Origin of the sequence: Streptomyces sp. NPDC004134 (assembly GCF_042874195.1) — a bacterium.
Classification (GTDB): Bacteria; Actinomycetota; Actinomycetes; order Streptomycetales; family Streptomycetaceae; genus Streptomyces.
On sequence record NZ_JBIAMS010000009.1, the window covers coordinates 211290 to 230351 of the forward strand.

Genomic DNA, 19062 nt, shown 5'->3' on the forward strand with positions numbered 1-19062 from the left:
GACAGTGTCCACCTCGGTGGTAGACACTGTCCACCATGACCGCGGACACCCGCGCGCGCCTGCTGGAGGCCGCGCTCGAACTGCTCGACGAACGAGGCGTCGACGCCCTCACCCTGCGCGCCATCGCCCGGCGCTGCGGCGTCTCGCACGGCGCTCCGCTCAAACACTTCCCGCACCGCGCGGCGCTGCTGTCGGCCGTCGCCACCCAGGGCTTCCGCGAGTTGCAGGACTGGGCCGGCGAGGCGCTGGCGAAGCTGCCGCCGGACGCGAGTCCGGCCCGGCGGCTGCGCACGGGCACGCGCGCGTACGTGGAGTACGCCGTGGCCCGGCCCGAGATGTTCGCGCTGATGTTCCGCCGCGACCTGCTCGACCCGCACGACCGCGAGCTGGGCCGCGCCTCCCTCGGCGGCTTCGAGAACCTCGTCCGCCTCGTCGAGGCGCGGCAGGCCGAGGGCTGGCGGGCGGACGCGGACCCGCGGCTGCTCACCGGCGCGCTGTGGTCCGCCCTGCACGGCACCGCGGAGCTGTGGTCCTGGGGCTCGCTGCCGCTGGCCACCGGCGCGTCGACCATCGACGACGTACTCGACGGCCTCTGCGAGGCGTTCGAGATCGGCCCACCCACCGCACGACGAAAGCGAAGCACGCCATGACCACCACCCCTCCCCCGGACTTCGACCGGGAGACCGCCGTCCACGCGCGCCCTGGCGAGCCCGGTACGTACGACACGGACCTGCCCGGCGCATGGAAGGTCGGCCAGGGCATCAACGGCGGCGTGCTGCTGGCGGTCACCGCCCGCGCCCTGGCCGCCGAACTCGGCACCCCCCGCGACGACAGCCCCGGCCACCCGGATCCGCTGTCGGTCTCCGCGTACTACCTCTCGACGGCCACCGCGGGTCCCGCGGTCGTCCGCACCGAGACCATCCGCCGCGGCAACTCCGTCTCCCACGGCGGCGCGGAACTCCTCCAGCAGGACCCGGACACCGCCGCCCCGGTCTCCCGGCTGCGCGTGCTGGCCGCGTACGGCACCCTCGCCGACCAGCCCGACGACGTCCAGACCTCCGCGAAGCCGCCCGCGCTGGCACCGTTGGAGCAGTGCATAGGAAGCCACGCGGCCCCGCCGGAGTTCCGCGCGGAGTCCCCGATGCTCACCCGCACCGACCTCCGCCTGGACCCGTCCTGCGTGGGCTGGGCGGTCGGCGCCCCCTCGGGCCGCGGCGAAATGAAGGGCTGGTTCCGCCTTCCCGAATCCCGCAACCCCGACCCCCTGCTCCTCCTGATGGCAGTGGACGTCCTCCCCCCGGTGAGCCTCGACCTCGGCGCGATCGGCTGGGCCCCGACGCTGGAACTCACCGCCCACGTACGCGCGAGCCCGGCACCGGGCTGGCTCCGGATGATCCACACGACCCGCAACGTCGCGGGCGGCTACATGGAGGAGGACGCGGAGATCTGGGACTCCGCCGACCGCCTGGTGGCCCAGTCCCGCCAACTGGCACGCCTCCCCCGGCAGTCCTGACCCGGGCCCGCCCGGGAGGGCCGGCGCTTCGGCCGGAGACCGCCGCCCGAGCTGGTCGCCTTCGCGATGCCGGCCCCGGTGGGGAAGGGTGAAACCCGTCCGGGAGCCGGGGAGTCGGTGCCGGTGTTCGCGCCCGCCCCGCCCCGCTCTCCCGCCATGTCCGGCGAGCCGGGGCGGGGTTGACACATTGCGTCATGTCCATGACTGTCGAGGCCGTCGGCGACGCACATCCCGCTCCGGGGCGCAGAGCCGAGGACAGGCCGCCGACACGGAGGTACGTGGATGGGGGAGCCGACGTTCGGACTCCTGGGGCCGCTGCGTGTGTGGGCGGGAGGTGTCCCGATCCGGATCGGGGGGCCGAAGCCGAGGGCGGCGCTCGCCACGCTGCTGCTCCAGCCCGGCCGCTTCGTCTCCGTGGACGTCCTGACCGAGGTGCTGTGGCCGGGCGGGGCGCCCCCGTCGGCCGTGGCCAACGTCCGCACGTACGTGCGCAACCTGCGCCGGGCGCTGTCCGCCGCGGGGATCTCCGCCGCGGGGCTGCGGACGGAGCCGTCCGGCTACGCGTTCGACGTCGCGCCGGACGACGTCGACATGCTGCTCTTCGAGCGGCGCCTGGACCGGGCCCGCACGGCCCGCGACCGCGGCGACGACGTCGCCGCGCTGCACGACTACGAGACGGCGCTCGGCCTCTGGCGCGGCGGCGTACTGCAGGACGTACCGGCCAGCGTGGTCTGGGACCCCGGCGTCACCAGGCTGGAGGAGCTGCGGGCGACCGCGGTCGACGAGTGCCTCGGGGTCCGGCTGCGCCTGCGGGACTACGCGCTCCTCCTCGCCGAGCTGCGCTCCCGGCTCACCGAGGATCCGCTGCGGGAGGATCTGTGGCGCATGCTCGTACGGGCGCTGCACGACTCGGGCCGTACGACCGAGGCCCGCTCCGCCTACGCCGAGGCAGAGCGCGTCCTGGCCGCCGAACTCGGCACCGAGCCGAGCACGCCGCTGCGGGCGGTCGGCGAGGAGGTCAACGGTTACGCCGCGCGGCGCCGCGCGGCGGCGGTCGTGCCCGTGTCCCAGTTACCCATGGATGTACCGGACTTCACCGGCCGGACGGCGGAGATCGCCGCACTGGACCAACTGCTGGCGGCGGCGGACCGGCGGCCGGTCGTCGTCGCGATGTCGGGGCCGCCGGGGTCGGGGAAGTCCGCGCTGACGGTGCACGTGGCGCACCGGGCCCGCTCGGCGTTCCCCGACGGCCAGCTCTTCGTCGACCTCGGCGGGCTGAGCGACCGGCCGCGCGACCCCGCCGACGTCCTGGCCGAGATGCTGCGCGGCCTGGGTGTCGTCGACAGCACGGTCCCCGCCGGGCAGAGCGAACGGGCCGCGCTGCTCCGCTCGCGCCTGGCGCAGCGGCGCTTCCTCATCGTTCTCGACGACGCGGCCGACGGCGCGCAGGTACGCCCCCTGCTGCCCGGCACCGGAGGCTCGGCCGTGCTCGTCAGCTCCCGCCGCCGGATGCCCGACCTGCCGGCGCACCACTTCTCGCTTGGCGAGCTGAGGCAGGAAGAGGCCCGCGCCCTGCTGGGCACGGTCGCCGGGCCGGACCGGCTGGCCACCGACGCGGCCGGCGCGGACCGGGTGCTCGCCGGCTGCGGCTCGCTGCCGCTGGCCGTACGGATCGCCGGGTCACGGCTGGCGAGCCGGCGGTCCTGGACCGCGGCGACGCTGGCCGATCTCCTCCAGGACGAGCGCGGGCGGCTCGACCAACTCCAGGCGGGCGAGCTGGAGGTGCGGGCGAGCGCGGAGCTGAGCTACCGCCACCTGCCGGAGGCCGCGGCCACGGCCTTCCGCGCCTTCGGCCGGCTGCCGGCCGAGCCGGTGGGCGGCTGGCTCGTGGCCGTCGCCGTGGGCGGCGCCGCCGACGACGCCGCCGAAGCGCTGGCCACGCTGGCCGACAGGCACCTGATCGAGGCCGTGGGGACCGACGGGCTCGGGCTGCCGCGCTACCGCATGCACGATCTGCTGCGCTGCTACGCGCGCGAGCTGGCAGACGCGGACACCTTCACGGTGCGCCGCCGGCAGCAACTCCGTATCGTCGACGCCCTGACCGCGCTCGCGCGCGCGGCGAACGCGGCGATGCCCACGCGGTTCCTCGGCGTGTGCGGTGCGGCGGCGCATCCGGCCGGGGCGGGCGCGGAGATCACGCGGGCCGTGCGGGCCGCGCCCGTCGAGTGGTTCGAGACCGAACGCCGCGTCCTCGTCGCCACGGTGGAGTCGGCGCTGCGGCTCGGGCGCGTCACGCAGGCCGCCGACCTCGCGCTGGAGCTGGCGAGCTTCTTCGACCTGCGCGGCTACTACGGCGACTGGCTGCGCACGCACCAACTGGTGCTCGACGCGATACCGGCCCCGTCGGACGCACGGGCCGCGGCGCTGCTCCGCAACATCGGGCAACTCCACCTCTACCGCGACCGCTACGCCGACGCCCTCGACTCCTTCGTCTGGGCACGCACGATATTCGGGGCGGTCGGGCACCCCGCAGGCGAGGCGGTGGCGGCGGCCGGAGAGGGATCCGTACACCGGATCCTGGGCGACCCCGACGCGGCGCTGGCGACGTTCACCGACGCGCTGAGCGGGTTCCGGGAGGCCGGCGACCGGCACGGCGAGGCGGTCGCGCGCAACGCGATCGCCTCCGTCTGGCTGGCGTGCAGGAAGCCGCGAGCCGCGGCGGCGTGGCTGGACGGAGCGCTGGAGCTGGCCAGGGACCTCGGCGACCGCCACCGCGAGGCGCAGGTCCGCCGCCGCATCGCCGTGCTGCACGACCTGCGCGGCGAACCGGACCTGGCGCGGGCGGAGTTGGAGCGGGCCCTGGACATCTTCAGCGCCCTCGCCGACACGCACTGCGCCGCCTACGTGCAGGAGAGCATCGGCGAACTGTGCCTGCGCCGCGGCAACGCGGGCGAGGCGTCGGCGCTGCTGGCCGACGCGCTCGCCGTACAGCGGCAGTTGGGCGACCGGCGCGCGGAGGCGAGTCTCGCCTGCCTGCTCGGTGAGCTGCACCGCGCGACGGGCAGGGTGCAGACCGCGCGGCACTATTTCCTCCGCTCCCTGTCCACCTGGCGGCGGCTGGAGGCGCACGACCGGGCCGAGGCGGTGCACGAGAAGCTGCGGTCGCTGCACTCCGGCCAGGGATGACGCGCGTAGAGCGAATGCGCCGGGAATCGGCCGCATTCGCTCCACGCGGGTACGTCAGCAACCGTTCGTGCTCTTCAGCCGCCGGTCGAGGTAGTCGTACCAGGTGACGCCCTGGACGACCGCGACGACGACGGCACCGTTGTGGATCTGCTCGTAGTGCAGGTGGGGGGTGAAGTCGTGGACGGCGGACGTGGCGCCGACCTTCCCGACCACCTGGCCCCGCTTCACCTGCGCGCCGCGCGCGACGGTGCGCTCCTTCAGATGCGCGTACCGGGTCCGCCATCCGTCGCCGTGGGCGACGACGACGGTGTTGCCGTAGCCGTCACCGGTGGAGTAGTACGACGCGACGACCGTGCCGCCCGCGCTGGCGAGCACCCGGCGGCCGAGGTCGTCCGGGGTGCCCTGGGCGTTGTAGTGGTTCCAGTCGATGGAGTGCGCCGGGCCGTGACCGCGCCAGTTGTTGCCGCGCCAGGTCTGGCCGCAGATGAACGGCATCCTGAAGCCGGGCCTGGCCAGCGGCGCCGCCGTCTCTGACGACGGGCCGGCCTGGGGCGCCGCGGCCGCGACCGGCGTCGCGACGGCCACGGCGGCGGCCACGCTCACCGCGGCGAACAGCCGGTGGAATCGTCTGCGCATGGTGCTCCCCTTCTCGTCGGTGACCCGGCGATTGAAAGGGGCGCCGATACAAAGCGGATACACGGGAGCGGGCGGTTCGCATACTGTCGACTGCGTGGTCATGGCGACGAGGCGAACCCGGACTCCGATCGCGTCCGCCGCGCTGCTCGCGGCGGTCCTGACCGCGTGCGGCGGCGGCGCGGACGAGGCGGCCGGCCGCGGCGAAACGCCGGCTCCCCCGTCCCGGAGCGCCGCCTCGCCCGAGGCCGTCTGCGTACGGCTCATCACGTACTGGGCCCGCGACCAGCTCGGGCCCGGCGGCGGCAGCGAGTCCGACTACCAGCAGAAGGGCCTGTCGGACGGGCAGAACACGATCCTGCTCGACGTCGTGGAACAGGCCGAGGAGGAGCGGCGCGCGAACGGCGCCGCCGCGGCCCGGCGGCTGGTCGACAGCGAGGTGCGGAAGCGCTGCGCCGAGCGGTACGACGAGGGCGGCAGCGGCGCCCCGTCCGCGGGCTGGCCGCGGTAGCGGCCCCGGCGGTGCGGGATCCGTCCGCTGCCGGTGGCGCCCGCGCTCCGGTCCGCCCCCGTGCCCGCTGATCCGGCGCGGCGGGGTGTGGGCCCCGTGGCGGTGGTGGTACGGATGGCGTCGTGGCGTGGTTCTCGTTCGAGGGGTACTGGCTGAGCCGGCTGGTTTTCCAGCGTGGGCTCGCCCTGCTGTACGTCGTCGCCTTCGTCGCCGCGGCGCTGCAGTTCCGGCCGCTCATCGGCTCCCGCGGCATGCTCCCCGTGCCGCGGTTCACCGCGCGGGTGCCGTTCCGGCGGGCACCGAGTCTGTTCCAGGTGCGGTACTCCGACCGGCTGTTCGCCGGGGTCGCCTGGGGCGGTGCCGCCCTGGCGGCCGCCGTGGCCGCGGGCGCGGCGGACGCGGTGCCGCTGTGGGGCGCGATGCTGGTGTGGGCGGTGCTGTGGGCGCTGTATCTGTCGATCGTCAACGTCGGGCAGGCGTGGTACTCCTTCGGCTGGGAGTCGCTGCTGCTGGAGGCCGGGTTCCTCGCGGTCTTCCTCGGCAACGACACCGTCGGGCCGCCCGTGCTGGTGCTCTTCCTGCTGCGCTGGCTGCTCTTCCGGGTCGAGTTCGGCGCCGGGCTGATCAAGATGCGCGGCGACCGGTGCTGGCGCAAGCTGACCTGCCTCTACTACCACCACGAGACCCAGCCGATGCCCGGGCCGCTGAGCTGGTTCTTCCACCATCTGCCCCGGCCCCTCCACCGCGTCGAGGCCGCCGCCAACCACGTCGCCCAACTCGTGCTGCCCGTGCTGCTGTTCACGCCGCAGCCGGTCGCCGGCTGCGCCGCCGCGGCCATCGTCCTCACCCAGCTCTGGCTGGTGCTCTCCGGCAACTTCGCCTGGCTCAACTGGATCACCATCCTCATCGCCCTCACCGCGATCGACGGGCAGCTCGTCGCCGACCACACCCCGCTGCCCGGGCCGCCCGAGTTCGGCGCCACGCCGATCTGGTTCGACGTCACCGTCTTCGCCGCGACCGCCCTCGTGCTGGCGCTGAGCTGGTGGCCCGCCCGCAACCTGCTCTCCCGGCGGCAGCGGATGAACGCCTCGTTCAACTCCCTCCACCTCGTCAACACCTACGGCGCCTTCGGCAGCATCACCCGCGTACGGCACGAGATCGTCGTCGAGGGCACCGCGGACCCCCGCCCCACCGGGGCGAGCGAGTGGCGGGAGTACGGGTTCAAGGGCAAGCCCGGCGATCCGCGGCGGCTGCCGCGGCAGTTCGCGCCGTACCATCTGCGGCTCGACTGGCTGATGTGGTTCGCGGCGCTCTCCCCCGCGTACGCGGAGCGGTGGTTCGGGCCCTTCCTGCTGCGGCTGCTCGACGGCGACCGCGACACCCTGCGGCTGCTGGCCCACAACCCCTTCCCCGACCACCCGCCGGGCAGCGTCCGCGCGCGGCTGTTCCGGTACGAGTACACCGGCTGGGCCGAACTGCGCCGCACCGGGGCGTGGTGGCGGCGGGAGTTCGTACGCGAGTACGCCCCGCCCGTGACCGCCCGGGAGCGGAGCGGCCTCAGCCCGTGAGCCGCTGCAGCCCGACCACCCGCAGCAGCTCCAGCCGCTCGTACGACTCGCTGCCAGGACGCGCCGTGTAGACCACGAGCCGCTGGTCGTGCTCCGGGTTCAGCAGCACCTCGCAGTCCAGCTCCAGCAGCCCCACCACCGGGTGCACGAACCGCTTGGCCTCGCGGCGCCGCACCGCCACGTCGTGCGCCTCCCACAGCGCCGCGAACTCCGCGCTGCGCGCCCGCAGCCGCCGTACCAGCCCGGCCACCCGGGCGTCGTCCGGCCGCCGGGCGACGGTGGCCCGCAGGTCGGCGACGGCGCGGCGGGCGACGTCCTCGCGGTCCTCCGGCGGGATCAGCGCGCGGGATTCCGGCTCCGTGAAGAACCGCCAGACGATGTTGCGCCCGTCCCCGGCCCGGTCGGCGGTGTCCCCGGACAGCGCCCGCGACAGGGCGTTCTGCGCCAGCACGTCACCGCAGTCGGCGAGCACCTGCGCCGGGGTGTCGGTGAGCCGGTCGAGGATCAGCAGCAGCCCCGGGCGGACGTGCGCCCCCGCGCCGCGGGCGCGCGGCGGCTCCTCGCCGGCCAGGTGGAACAGGTGGTCGCGCTCGTCGTCGCCGAGGCGCAGCCCGCGGGCGACGGCGGCGAGCATCTGGCGCGACGGGCGGGAGCCGCGGGCCTGTTCGAGCCGGGTGTAGTGGTCGGCGGACATCCCGGCGAGCTGCGCGACCTCCTCGCGCCGCAGGCCCGGCGTGCGGCGCCGCGCCCCGGGCGGCAGGCCGACGTCCGCGGGGGTGAGCCGCGCGCGGCTGCGGCGCAGGAAGTCGGCCAGCTCCGTTCTGTCCATGTCCACCAAGGGTGCCGGAGCGCTGCGCCCGCAGCCAGGGACCGCCCGTCCCCGGATGAAGCCGTCTCTCCCGCCGCGGGCACGCCGGCCGCAGGGTGGCGGGGACATCGGCGTACGAGGAGCGGAGTGACGATGAGCGTGCTGGTGACGGGAGCGACGGGGGCGGTGGGGCAGCGGTTCGTACCGCGGCTGCTGCGGTGGGCGGGCGGCGAGGAGGTGCGGCTCCTGGTGCGCGACGCGGAGCGGGCCGCACCGCTCGCCGGGCGCGGCGCCCGCCTCGTCGTCGGCGATCTGCGCGAGCCCGGCGACCGGCGCCGGGCGCTGGCCGGGGTGCGGGACGTGGTGCACGTCGCCGCGGCCTTCCGGGACGTACCGGACGAGGAGGCGTACGCCGTGAACCGCGACGCGACGCTCGCCCTCGGCGCCGAGGCCGCCGCGGCGGGCGTGCGCCGCTTCGTCTTCACCAGCACCAACCTCGTCTACGGCGCCGGCCGCGGCCGCCCCGCCGTAGAGGCCGACGAGCCCCGCGGTGACGGCCCGCTGGCCGGCGCGTACCCGCGGTCGAAGACCGCCGCCGAGCAGGGGCTGCTCGAACTCCACCGGGACCGCGGCCTCGACGTGCGGGTCGCGCGGCTGGCGTTCGTCTACGGCGAGGGCGACGGCCACCTGGAGGCGTCGCTGCGCTGGACCCCGCACATGGCCGCGCACCAGCGGATCCAGATGGTGCACCAGGCGGACGTCGCCCGCGCGCTGTGGCGGGTGCTGAGCGCTCCGGGACTCGCCGGGCGGGTCTACAACGTCGCCGACGACGCGCCGGTCAGCGCGCTGGAGCTGCTGCACCTGGTCGGCGCGCCGGTGCCCGAGGGGATGGCGGAGCGGACGTCGGACGACCCGTGGCACGGGGTGGTCTCGAACGCACGGATCCGCGCGGAGCTGGGTTTCCGGCCGCTGTATCCGTCGCTGTGGACGGCCCTTGACGCGGGGGCGCTGTAGGGACGCCGCAGGAGCAGCAGGGCCCGGTCCGTACGCCGCCGCCACCCGCGGCGTACGGACCGGGCCCTCGCACTTTCCCCGTCCCCGCCCCGCGCCCCCGTGCGCCGCGCCATGCTGGACTCGCCACCCTTTCCCGCCGGCCGGGCGACGTGCGCCCCTCGCAGAGGTTCCGTGCAGAGGTGATGGAGGACCGCAGATCAGCGGCCTCCTCGGGTACGGTCGCCGCGCCGGGCGCCCCACCGTCTGAGGAGAGAAAAGCGTTGCGCGAGTTCACCGTGCCTCCCCTGGCAGACGCACAGAAGTCGGGGGGGCTGGCGGACGCGGTCTTCCAGCGGGCCGCGCAGGATCCCGGGCAGATCGCCTTCGCCCGCAAGGTCGACGGCGAGTGGCGGGACGTGACGATAGGGACCTTCCGCGACGAGGTGCTCGCCCTCGCCAAGGGGCTGCTGGCCGCGGGGCTGCGGTTCGGCGACCGGGTGGGGATCATGTGCAGGACCCGGTACGAGTGGACCCAACTGGACTTCGCCCTCTGGTCGATCGGCGCCCAGGCCGTGCCCGTCTACCCGACCTCCGCCCCCGACCAGGCGTACTGGATGCTGCACGACGCCGGCGCCGTGGCCTGCGTGGTGGAGAGCGCGGACCACGCGATGACCGTCGGCTCGGTGATCGACAAGCTGCCCGGGCTCAAGCTGCTCTGGCAGATCGACGAGGGCGCCATCGACGAGCTGACCGCCGCCGGCGCGCACCTCGACGACGACGTGGTGGAGCGGCACCGCCTCGCGGTCACCCCGGACTCCCCCGCCACCGTGATCTACACCTCCGGCACCACCGGCCGGCCGCGCGGCTGCGAGCTGACCCACGCCAACTTCATGGCCGAGGCCGACAACATCCTGCTGCGCTACGAGGCCCTCTTCCGCCCGTACCAGGGCGAGCCCGCGGCGACCCTGCTCTTCCTCCCCCTCGCGCACGTCTTCGGCCGGATGATCCAGGTCACCGCGGTCCGCGGCGGGGTCAAGCTCGGTCACCAGCCGGACCCGTCGGCGCCGGTGCTGCTCGCGGACCTCAGGACGTTCCGGCCCAGCCTCATCCTGGCCGTACCGCACATCTTCGAGAAGATCTACGCCGCCGCCCGCCGCAAGGCCGAGACCGAGGGCCGGCTCGCGGTCTTCGACAAGGCCGCCGACGTCGCCGTCCGGCACGCCCGGGCCCGCGAGGACGCGTCGTTCGACGCGGGCCGCGGGCCGGGCCCGGCGCTGCGGGTGGAGCACCAGGTGTTCGACAAGCTGGTGTACGCCAAGATGCGCGCGGCGCTCGGCGGCCGGACCCGCTTCGTGTTCTCCGGCGGCTCGGCGATGCAGCGCCGGCTCGGGCTGTTCTTCGCAGGCGCGGGCATCACGGTCATCGAGGGCTACGGCCTGACGGAGACCACCGCCGCCGCGGTCGCCAACCCGCCCGAGCGCCCCCGCTACGGCACCGTCGGCATCCCCATCCCCGGCATCACCGTCTACATCGCCCCCGACGACGAGGTCTGGCTGCACGGCCCGCAGGTCTTCAGCGGCTACATCGGCGACCGGCCCGGCGCCGCGCACGCGCTGCGCGACGGCTGGCTGGCCACCGGCGACCTGGGCAGCCTGGACGCGGACGGCTATCTGACGATCACCGGCAGGAAGAAGGAGCTGCTGGTGACGTCGAACGGCAAGAGCGTCTCACCGGTGCCGCTGGAGGAGCGGGTGCGGGCGCACCCGCTGGTGTCGCAGTGCCTGGCCGTCGGCAACGACCGGCCGTACGTCGCAGCGCTGGTCACCCTGGACCCGGACGGCGTGGCGCACTGGCAGCTCATGCGCGGCCGGCCTTCGATGACCCCGTCCGAGCTGGTCAGGGACGGGGAGCTGGAGGCCGAGATCCGGCGGGCGGTGGTGGCGGCCAACACCCAGGTGTCGCCGCCGGAGTCGATCCGGACGTTCCGGATCCTGGCCGTGCAGTTCACCGAGGAGCACGGGCTGGTGACGCCGTCGCTGAAGCTGAAGCGGAGGGCGATCGAGAAGGCGTACGCGAACGAGGTCGAGGCCCTGTACCAGACGTAGCCCCGGTCCGGATGCTGATCGGGGGAATGCCACGGCGGCCGATCGCGGTTAGCGTCGGGAGGGCGAACCGCCTGTACGAACTTTTCGACGAAGAGGGATGCATCCCACGTGAGCAACGTTCCGACCATCACCCTCAACAACGGCGTCGCGATGCCGCAGCTCGGCTTCGGCGTCTGGCAGGTGCCCGACGCGGAGGCCGAGACCGCGGTGCGCACCGCCCTCGACGCCGGTTACCGCAGCATCGACACCGCCGCCATCTACGGGAACGAGGCGGGCACGGGCAAGGCCCTGACCGGGTCCGGCCTCCCGCGCGAGGAGCTGTTCGTCACCACCAAGCTGTGGAACTCCGACCAGGGCTACGACGCCGCCCTGCGCGCGTTCGACGACTCGCTGCGCCGGCTGGGCCTGGACCACGTCGACCTGTACCTGATCCACTGGCCGGCGCCGGCCAAGGACAAGTACCTGGAGACCTGGCGGGCCCTGGAGAAGATCCACGCGGACGGGCGCGCCCGCGCCATCGGCGTCTCCAACTTCCAGCCCGCCCATCTGCAGCGGGTCCTGGACGAGGGCACTGTCGTGCCCGCGCTGAACCAGGTCGAGCTGCACCCGGACTTCGCCCAGGCGGACGTGCGCGCCTTCCACGCCGCCCACGGCATCGCCACCGAGGCGTGGTCGCCGCTGGGCCAGGGCAAGGGGCTGCTGGACGAGCCGGTGCTGCGGGAGCTGGGCGAGAAGCACGGCCGCAGCCCGGCACAGGTCGCGCTGCGCTGGCATCTGCAACTGGGCAACGTGGTCATCCCCAAGTCCGTCACCCCGTCGCGGATCCGGGAGAACATCGACGTCTTCGGCTTCGAGCTGGACGAGGCCGACATGGCCGCCGTCGCGGGCCTGGACGCGGGCAACCGCATCGGCGACAACCCCGACGACGTGAACTGACGCACCCCGCCCACAGGCCACCGGTCGTCCCGCTCGGAACCGTTGCACCCGCAACCGCGTCTGAGGGGGCGACCGGAAGTCGATCATCGAGGGGGAGTCAGATGGCTGCACGGGCCGGACGTGAGCTCGACTGGGACGGCTGCTTCAACGTACGCGACCTCGGCGGGCTGCCCGCGGCCGGCGGCCGCCGCACCAGGCCCGGCGCGCTGGTGCGCGCCGACAACCTGGACGGGCTGACCGCGGCGGGCTGGGCCGCCGTCGCGGACCACGGCGTCCGTACGGTGATCGACCTGCGCAACGCCATCGACCACCGGCCCCGCCTGCCGCGCCCGGAGGGCATCGGCCTGGTCCGGGTGCCCGTGGACGAGCTGGCGGGGAACGTGCGCTGGTGGCGCGACTGGGGCCACCTCGAAGGGACCCCGCTGACCTGGGCCGCCTATCTGGAGTACGTGCCGAAGGTGGCGGCGTCCGTCGTCCGCGAGGTCGCCGCGGCCCCGCCGGGCGGCGTCGTGGTGCACTGCACCGCCGGCCGGGACCGCACCGGCTTCGCCTCCTTCGTGCTGCTGACGCTCGCCGGGGTGGCCGCGGCCGACATCGCCGCCGACTACCTGCTCAGCGGGCCCAACCACCGGCGGGCCGCGGCCGCCCTCGGCCACCCGGACCAGACGCTGGAGATCACCGAAATCCAGGCCCGCTCGGGCCGTACCGCCACGCAGGTCGTCACCGACACGCACGCGACCTTCGACGCGGCGGCGTACCTCGCCAAGGCCGGGCTGCCGGACGCGGCGGTCGCCGCGGCCCGGGAGCGGCTGCTCGCCCCGGGGTGAGGCGGCGGGGCGTCAGCTCGCGCCGTGCTCCGGGGCGACGGCCTCGATCCGGCGGGCGAGGTCGAAATCCAGCTCGGTGACCCGGCCGCCCACGCTGTGGGTGTTGACGGCGATATCGAGGGTGTTGTAACCGAGCGTGAGCATCGCGTGGTGCCCCAGCTCCTCCTGGATCCGGGAGACGTCCGCGACCATCGCCGCGGCGGGCGGGTGCGCGTCGAAGCGGTACGTGCGCGACAGCAGCTCCCCCTCGGCCACCGACCAGCCCGGCAGCCCGGCGAGCCGGTCCTCGGTCTCCTGCGGGGAAAGCGGTTCGACGGCCATGCGAGGTGCTCCCTTCGCGGCGGGGCGGTTCCCGGCCGACAGTACCCCGCGGGGCTCGGTTACCGTCGATGACATGACGACCCCCGGTCTCCCCGTCACCCCAGGTACGCCGGCCGGCGGCACGCCCCGCACGGGCGGCCCCGACGACGGCACCGCCACCGCGGGCGCCCTGCTGCGCAACTGGCGGGAGCGCCGCGGGCTGAGCCAGTTGGAGCTGGCGCTGCGCGCGGACTCCTCGGCCCGGCACATCAGCTTCGTCGAGACGGGCAGGTCGCGGCCGAGCCGGGCGATGGTGCTCAAGCTCGCCGAGCACCTGGACATGCCCGTACGCGAACGCAACGCGCTGCTGCTCGCCGCCGGCTACGCGCCGCACTACCCCGAGACGCCGCTCGACGACCCGGCGATGGCCGAGCTGCGCCAGGGCGTCGAGCAGCTCGTCGCCGCGCACGAGCCCTTCCCCGCGGTGGTGGTGGACGGCGCGTACAACGTGGTGGCCGCCAACCGCGGCATCATGCTGGTCCTGGACGAGGTGCCGGAGGAGCTGCTGCGCCCGCCGCTGAACGCGATGCGGCTGACGCTGCACCCCGGCGGGCTGGCGAAGAAGATCCGCAACCTGCCGCAGTGGCGCGCCCATCTGCTGCACCAGATGGACCGCCAGCTCTCGCTCGTGCGCTCGCCCGCGCTGAAGGAGCTGTACGACGAGGTGGCGGCCTATCCGCTCCCGCCGGAGGCGGGCGACGAGGAGGTCGAGGAGGTCGGCGGCCGGGCCCCGTTCGCGCTGCCGCTGCGGGTCGCGCACGACGGCCATCTGCTGTCGTTCGTCTCCACCATCTCGACCTTCAACACGCCCATGGACGTGACGGTTTCGGAGCTGGCGCTGGAGACGCTGCTGCCCGCGGATCCGGAGACGACGAAGTACCTGCGCCAGCAGCTCGGCTCCTGACTTACCCGATCGGGGCCGGGCGGTTCCCACCCACAAGGTTTCATAAACCTTTAGTAGGGCTTTATTTGACGGAAGGTCCGCCGTCGCGCAAGATCGGCGTGAACTGCCGGTCCCTTCCAGCGCGCCGGCGCCCGAGGGGAGCCCGTCATGGCCAGCCGTCGCGAAGTCCTCGCCACCTCCGCGGTCGCGGTCGGTGCGACCGCCTTACCGCTGTCCGCCGGCGCGCCCAACGCCCGCGCGGCGGTGGCCGACCCCGACCCGACCCGGCCGCCGGGCCGCGGCCCGAACGTCGTCCTGATCGTCCTGGACGACCTGGGGTACGGCGATCTCGGCTGCTACGGCTCGGAGTTGATCGACACCCCGCACCTGGACCGGCTCGCCCGCCAGGGCACCCGCTTCACCCAGGGCTACTCCGGCGCCCCCGTGTGCAGCCCCTCGCGCGCCGCGCTGCTCACCGGCCGCGTACCGCCGCGCACCGGCGTGCGCAAGGTGCTCAGCCGGGACGACTCGCAGGGGCTGCGGGCCGCGGAGAAGACGCTTCCCGGCTATCTGCGGGACGCGGGCTACCACACGGCCGCCATCGGCAAGTGGCACCTCGGCCGGCTCGACGAGAACCACCCCTCGCGGCACGGCTTCGACTCGTACTTCGGCGTCGACGCGATGTTCTCCGAAGACTCGTACCCCACGGAGATCTGGCGCGACGGCGCCCCGGTGGGGACGCTGCGCAACGACGCCGACCTGGCGACGCTAACGCGCCGGTTCACCGACGAGGCGATCGACGTGATCGACCGCGCCGGGAAGCGGCCGTTCTTCATCTACCTCGCCGAGACCATGCCCCACCTCCCGCTCGCCGTCGAGCCCGAGTTCGAGGGCCGCTCCCGCGGCGGCCTCTACGGCGACGCCGTCGAGTCCGTCGACCACCACCTCGGCCGCCTTTTCCGCGCCCTGGCGGACCGCGGTCTCGAACGGGACACCCTGGTCGTCGTCGCCAGCGACAACGGCCCCTGGTTCGAGGGCTCCACGGGCGGGCTGCGCGGCCGCAAGTCCGGCTGCTACGAGGGCGGGGTGCGGGTGCCGTTCCTCATGCGCTGGACGGGCACCGTCCCGCGCGGCCGGGACTCGCACCAGGTGGTCTCGTTCCTCGACGTGCTGCCGACACTCTGCGGGCTCGCCGGCGTGGTGCCGGACCCCGGGGTGCGGCTCGACGGCACCGACCTGCGCACGGTGCTGCGCGGCGAGCGGCTGCGCGAGCGCCCGCCGGTGCCGTTCTTCCTCGGCCGGCACGCGGCGGCGGTACGCGACGGCCGCTGGAAGCTGCACGTCAGGCGGGCCGGGCGGAACCAGCGCTTCCTGCCCGAGCTGTTCGACCTGGAGGCCGACCCGCGCGAGGTGGCGAACATGGCCGCGCGCCGGCCCGAGGTCACCGAGCGGCTGCGGACGTACCTGGCCGCGCTGGAGGAGGACGTGGCCTCCGAGCGCCGCCCGGCGGTGGCGCTCGCCGCGAAGCCCCCGCTCTTCGCGGGCCGGGCCAACACCCTGCGGGTACGGCTGTCGCCCGCGCTGCGGCCGGACGGCGACAGCGGCGGCAAGGCGAAGGCCAAGGTCTCGGTGACGGTCGCGGTGCCGGCGGGCTGGACGGCGACGACCGTGCGGAAGGCCGTCGACCTGACCGCCGCCCCGGTGGTCGAGGTCGACGTCACCCCGCCGCCCTCGGCCGGCGCCCCCGCCGGGCGGCTGCGGGGCCACCGGCTCACGCCCCGGGTCGTCGTCGGCGGCCGGACCGTGACCGGCGCCGACGTGCAGGTGCACGCCGTGCCGTACGGCCGCGACGCGGCCCTCGCGCTCGACGCGGGACCCGAAGGACGCCCGGCGCTGCCCTCGTACCGCCATCTGACCCCCGCCACCGCCTGGGACCGGGCCGCCGGCTTCGGCTGGGTCTCGGCGCCGCCGCAGTCCCGCGCGCACGCGGGACCCGACCCGCTGCGCCGCGGCGTGGTCCGCGACCGGTCGGCGGCGGTGCTGCGGCTCCGGCTGGCCGCCGGCCGGCGCCGGATCTCGCTGCTGCGCGGCGACGACAAGCGGCCCACGCACGGCTTCACGGTGGCGGCGGACGGCGAGACGGTGATCGAGCCGGGCCCGCGGCTGCCCGCGGGGGCGTACCGCTGGGAGGAGTTCGTCCTCGACGGCGGGGCCGAAGGACGGACGATCGATCTGGGGCTGACCGGCACCGGGGGCAACAGGTGGACGCTCGTGGCGCTGGTGGTGCACTGACCCGGCCGCGCCGCGGCCGGTAGCCCGGCGCGGCCCGTGGCCGCCCGACGCGGCGGCCCCGCCGCCGACTTGCTCCCACGGCGCCGGGAAGCCCCTTCCCGCACGCCTTCACAAACCTGTAATACGCTCTTATTTGACGCAGGGGCCGCCGAAGTCCGAGGATCGGCGGCACCTGCCGGTCTCCCTACGCGCCGGCGTCGGAAGGGAGTCCGTCTTGGTCAGCCGTCGCGGTGTCTTAGCAGGATCGGCAGCGACGCTCGGTACGAGCGCCTTGTCCGTCTCGGTCGGCGGGCCCCACCTGCAGACCGCGGCCGCGCAGCCCGCCCGGCCCCCGGGCGGCGGCCCGAACGTCATCATGGTCCTCCTGGACGACCTCGGCTACGGCGACCTCGGCTGCTACGGCCACCCGCTGATCCGCACCCCGCGGCTGGACCGGCTCGCCCGCCAGGGCACCCGCTTCACCCAGGGCTACTGCGCCGCCCCCGTGTGCAGCCCCTCGCGCGCCGCACTGCTCACCGGCCGCGTACCGCCGCGCACGGGCATACCGGACGTGCTCAGCCGCGACGACGCGCACGGTCTCGGCACGGCGGAGCGGACCCTGCCCGAGTACCTGCGCACCGCGGGCTACGTCACCGCGGCGATCGGCAAGTGGCACCTCGGCCGGCTCGACGCCCACCACCCGGCGCGGCACGGCTTCGACTCCTTCTTCGGCGTCGACGCGATGTACACGGCGGACACGTACCCCACCGAGGTCTGGCGCGACGAGCAACCCGTGGAGACGCTGAACAGCGACGCCGATCTGGCCACGCTCACCCGGCGCTTCACCGACGAGGCGATCGGCGTCATCGACCGCGCCGGCGACCGGCCGTTCTTCATCTACCTCGCCGAGACCATGCCCCACCTCCCGCTCGCGGTGGAGCCCGAGTTCGACGGAGTCTCCCGCGGCGGCCTCTACGGCGACGCCATCGAGTCCGTCGACCACCACCTCGGCCGCCTCTTCGACGCGCTCGCCGAGCGCGGTCTCGACCGGGAGACCCTGATCGTCGTCGCCGGGGACAACGGCCCCTGGTTCGAGGGCTCGTCGGGCGGGCTGCGGTCCCGGAAGTTCGAGGTCTTCGAGGGCGGCGTGCGGGTGCCCTTCATCGCCCGCTGGACGGGCACCGTGCCGCGCGGCCGGGAGTCGGACGACGTGGTCTCCTTCCTCGACCTGCTGCCGACGGTGTGCTCGCTGGCCGGCGTCGAGCCGGATCCAGGCGTGCCGCTGGACGGCACCGACCTGACCCCGACGCTGCGCGGCGCACGGCTGCGCGAGCGCGCGCCGGTGCCGTTCTTCCTCAGCGCGCGGGCCGCGGCCGTACGCGACGGCCGGTGGAAGCTGCACGTCCGGCGGCGCGGCTCGGACCAGCGCTATCTGCCGGAGCTGTACGACCTCGACGCGGACCCGCGGGAGTCGGTGAACCTGACGGCGCGGCAGCCGGACGTGACCGCGCGGCTCCGGGAGTTCCTGACGGCGCTGGAGGAGGACATCGCGCGCGAGCAGCGCCCGCCGGTGGAACTCGCCGCGGACCTCCCGCTGTTCGCGGACCGCCCCAATGCCGTACGGGTACGGCTGACCCGCGCGCTGCGCCCCGGCGGCGATCCCGTCGCGGAGGTGACGGTGTCGCTCGGGGCGCCCGACGGCTGGGCGACGACGACCGTACGGGAGGTCGTGGACCTCGACTCCGACCCGGTGCTCGACGTCGAGGTCACCCCGCCCGCCGCCGTCGCCGCCCCCGCGGGACGGCTGGCCACGTACGAACTGACGCCCCGCGTCGGGATCGACGGGCGGACCGTGACCGGAGAGCCGGTGCGCGGCTACGCCGTGCCGCACGGCGACGACGTGGCCCTCGCGCTCGACGCGGGCCCGGCCGGCTCCCCGCTCACCTCCTCCTACCGCGCCCTGACCCCCGACTCCTCCTGGACCGAAGGAGCGGACTACGGCTGGACGGGCGGGGCGCCGGCGCCGATGTCCCGCGACCGCGGCGCCCCCGACGTGCTGCGCCGCGACATGGTCAACAACCAGCCCGCGGCGCTGCTGCGGCTGCGCCTGCCCGCCGGGCGCAGCACGGTCTCCGTGCTGCGCGGCGACGACGGCTACGCCACGCCCGGGATCACCGTCGCGGCGGACGGGACGGAGGTGCTCGCGCCGGGACCGCAGGTGCCGGCGGGCGCGTACCAGTGGGAGGAGTTCGTCCTGGACGGCGGGGCTTCGGGGCGGGTGACCGAACTGCGCGTCGGCGCGCCGGACACCGCGAACTGGAGGATCGTGGCGCTGCTGGTGCGCTGACACGGCCGCGGGGGGGGGGGGGGCGGCGGGGCCCGGGGGGGGGGCCGGGGGGGGGGGGGGGGGGGGGGGGGGGGGGGTGGTGGTGGGGCGCCCGCCCCGGGCGGGGGGGGGGGGGGGCGGC

The 19062-nt window shown here is 74.9% G+C and carries 15 protein-coding genes; 12 read left to right on the forward strand and 3 right to left on the reverse strand.

The features are described 5' to 3' along the window. Positions 1-35 precede the first annotated feature (35 nt). From ACFYVJ_RS14855 to ACFYVJ_RS14865, 3 genes are all read left to right on the forward strand, one after another. Positions 36-650: a TetR/AcrR family transcriptional regulator gene (locus tag ACFYVJ_RS14855; RefSeq protein WP_388890845.1), complete on the forward strand. Its 615-nt coding sequence runs from the start codon at positions 36-38 to the stop codon at positions 648-650. Beyond that, positions 647-1513, forward strand: a complete 867-nt coding sequence (locus ACFYVJ_RS14860) for a thioesterase family protein (RefSeq protein WP_388890847.1) — start codon at positions 647-649, stop codon at positions 1511-1513. Before ACFYVJ_RS14855 ends, ACFYVJ_RS14860 begins: the two co-directional genes overlap by 4 nt. 282 nt (positions 1514-1795) lie before the next feature. Then, positions 1796-4699: a BTAD domain-containing putative transcriptional regulator gene (locus tag ACFYVJ_RS14865; RefSeq protein ID WP_388890849.1), complete on the forward strand. Its 2904-nt coding sequence runs from the start codon at positions 1796-1798 to the stop codon at positions 4697-4699. A 54-nt stretch (positions 4700-4753) separates the two neighbouring features. On the opposite strand, the gene ACFYVJ_RS14870 is transcribed toward ACFYVJ_RS14865, so the two are convergent. Then, a complete protein-coding gene (locus ACFYVJ_RS14870; RefSeq protein ID WP_388890851.1) occupies positions 4754-5335 on the reverse strand; it encodes a M23 family metallopeptidase in 582 nt (193 codons plus the stop codon). A 100-nt stretch (positions 5336-5435) separates the two neighbouring features. Here ACFYVJ_RS14870 and ACFYVJ_RS14875 point away from each other — a divergent pair, with 100 nt between their 5' ends. Both ACFYVJ_RS14875 and ACFYVJ_RS14880 read left to right on the forward strand, forming a co-directional pair. Further along, positions 5436-5843 carry a hypothetical protein gene (locus ACFYVJ_RS14875; protein WP_388890853.1) on the forward strand — a complete coding sequence of 136 codons (408 nt, stop codon included), beginning with the start codon at positions 5436-5438 and terminating at the stop codon, positions 5841-5843. A 122-nt stretch (positions 5844-5965) separates the two neighbouring features. Beyond that, a complete protein-coding gene (locus tag ACFYVJ_RS14880; protein WP_388890856.1) occupies positions 5966-7411 on the forward strand; it encodes a lipase maturation factor family protein in 1446 nt (481 codons plus the stop codon). Here ACFYVJ_RS14880 and ACFYVJ_RS14885 read toward each other — a convergent pair. After that, positions 7401-8240, reverse strand: coding sequence for a helix-turn-helix transcriptional regulator (locus ACFYVJ_RS14885; RefSeq protein WP_388890858.1), 840 nt, complete (start codon positions 8238-8240; stop codon positions 7401-7403). The two genes, ACFYVJ_RS14880 and ACFYVJ_RS14885, sit on opposite strands and share 11 nt — an antisense overlap. A gap of 132 nt (positions 8241-8372) precedes the next feature. Here ACFYVJ_RS14885 and ACFYVJ_RS14890 point away from each other — a divergent pair, with 132 nt between their 5' ends. From ACFYVJ_RS14890 to ACFYVJ_RS14905, 4 genes are all read left to right on the forward strand, one after another. After that, positions 8373-9233, forward strand: coding sequence for an NAD-dependent epimerase/dehydratase family protein (locus ACFYVJ_RS14890; protein WP_388890861.1), 861 nt, complete (start codon positions 8373-8375; stop codon positions 9231-9233). A 260-nt stretch (positions 9234-9493) separates the two neighbouring features. Further along, positions 9494-11317, forward strand: coding sequence for an AMP-dependent synthetase/ligase (locus tag ACFYVJ_RS14895; RefSeq protein ID WP_388890864.1), 1824 nt, complete (start codon positions 9494-9496; stop codon positions 11315-11317). A gap of 108 nt (positions 11318-11425) precedes the next feature. Continuing rightward, positions 11426-12253, forward strand: coding sequence for an aldo/keto reductase (locus ACFYVJ_RS14900; protein WP_388890867.1), 828 nt, complete (start codon positions 11426-11428; stop codon positions 12251-12253). Between the two features lie 101 nt (positions 12254-12354). Further along, positions 12355-13080, forward strand: coding sequence for a tyrosine-protein phosphatase (locus ACFYVJ_RS14905; protein ID WP_388890869.1), 726 nt, complete (start codon positions 12355-12357; stop codon positions 13078-13080). Between the two features lie 12 nt (positions 13081-13092). On the opposite strand, the gene ACFYVJ_RS14910 is transcribed toward ACFYVJ_RS14905, so the two are convergent. Beyond that, positions 13093-13401 carry a 4a-hydroxytetrahydrobiopterin dehydratase gene (locus ACFYVJ_RS14910; protein WP_388890872.1) on the reverse strand — a complete coding sequence of 103 codons (309 nt, stop codon included), beginning with the start codon at positions 13399-13401 and terminating at the stop codon, positions 13093-13095. A gap of 73 nt (positions 13402-13474) precedes the next feature. Here ACFYVJ_RS14910 and ACFYVJ_RS14915 point away from each other — a divergent pair, with 73 nt between their 5' ends. The 3 genes from ACFYVJ_RS14915 (at position 13475) to ACFYVJ_RS14925 (ending at position 18941) form a co-directional block, all read left to right on the forward strand. Beyond that, the gene (locus tag ACFYVJ_RS14915; protein WP_388890875.1) at positions 13475-14344 is read left to right on the forward strand and encodes a helix-turn-helix domain-containing protein; all 870 of its coding nucleotides are present in this window, start codon (positions 13475-13477) and stop codon (positions 14342-14344) included. A 147-nt stretch (positions 14345-14491) separates the two neighbouring features. After that, a complete protein-coding gene (locus ACFYVJ_RS14920; protein ID WP_388890877.1) occupies positions 14492-16615 on the forward strand; it encodes a sulfatase-like hydrolase/transferase in 2124 nt (707 codons plus the stop codon). Positions 16616-16886: 271 nt separating this feature from the next. Continuing rightward, positions 16887-18941, forward strand: a complete 2055-nt coding sequence (locus ACFYVJ_RS14925; protein WP_388890880.1) for a sulfatase-like hydrolase/transferase — start codon at positions 16887-16889, stop codon at positions 18939-18941. The last annotated feature ends 121 nt before the right edge of the window (positions 18942-19062 follow it).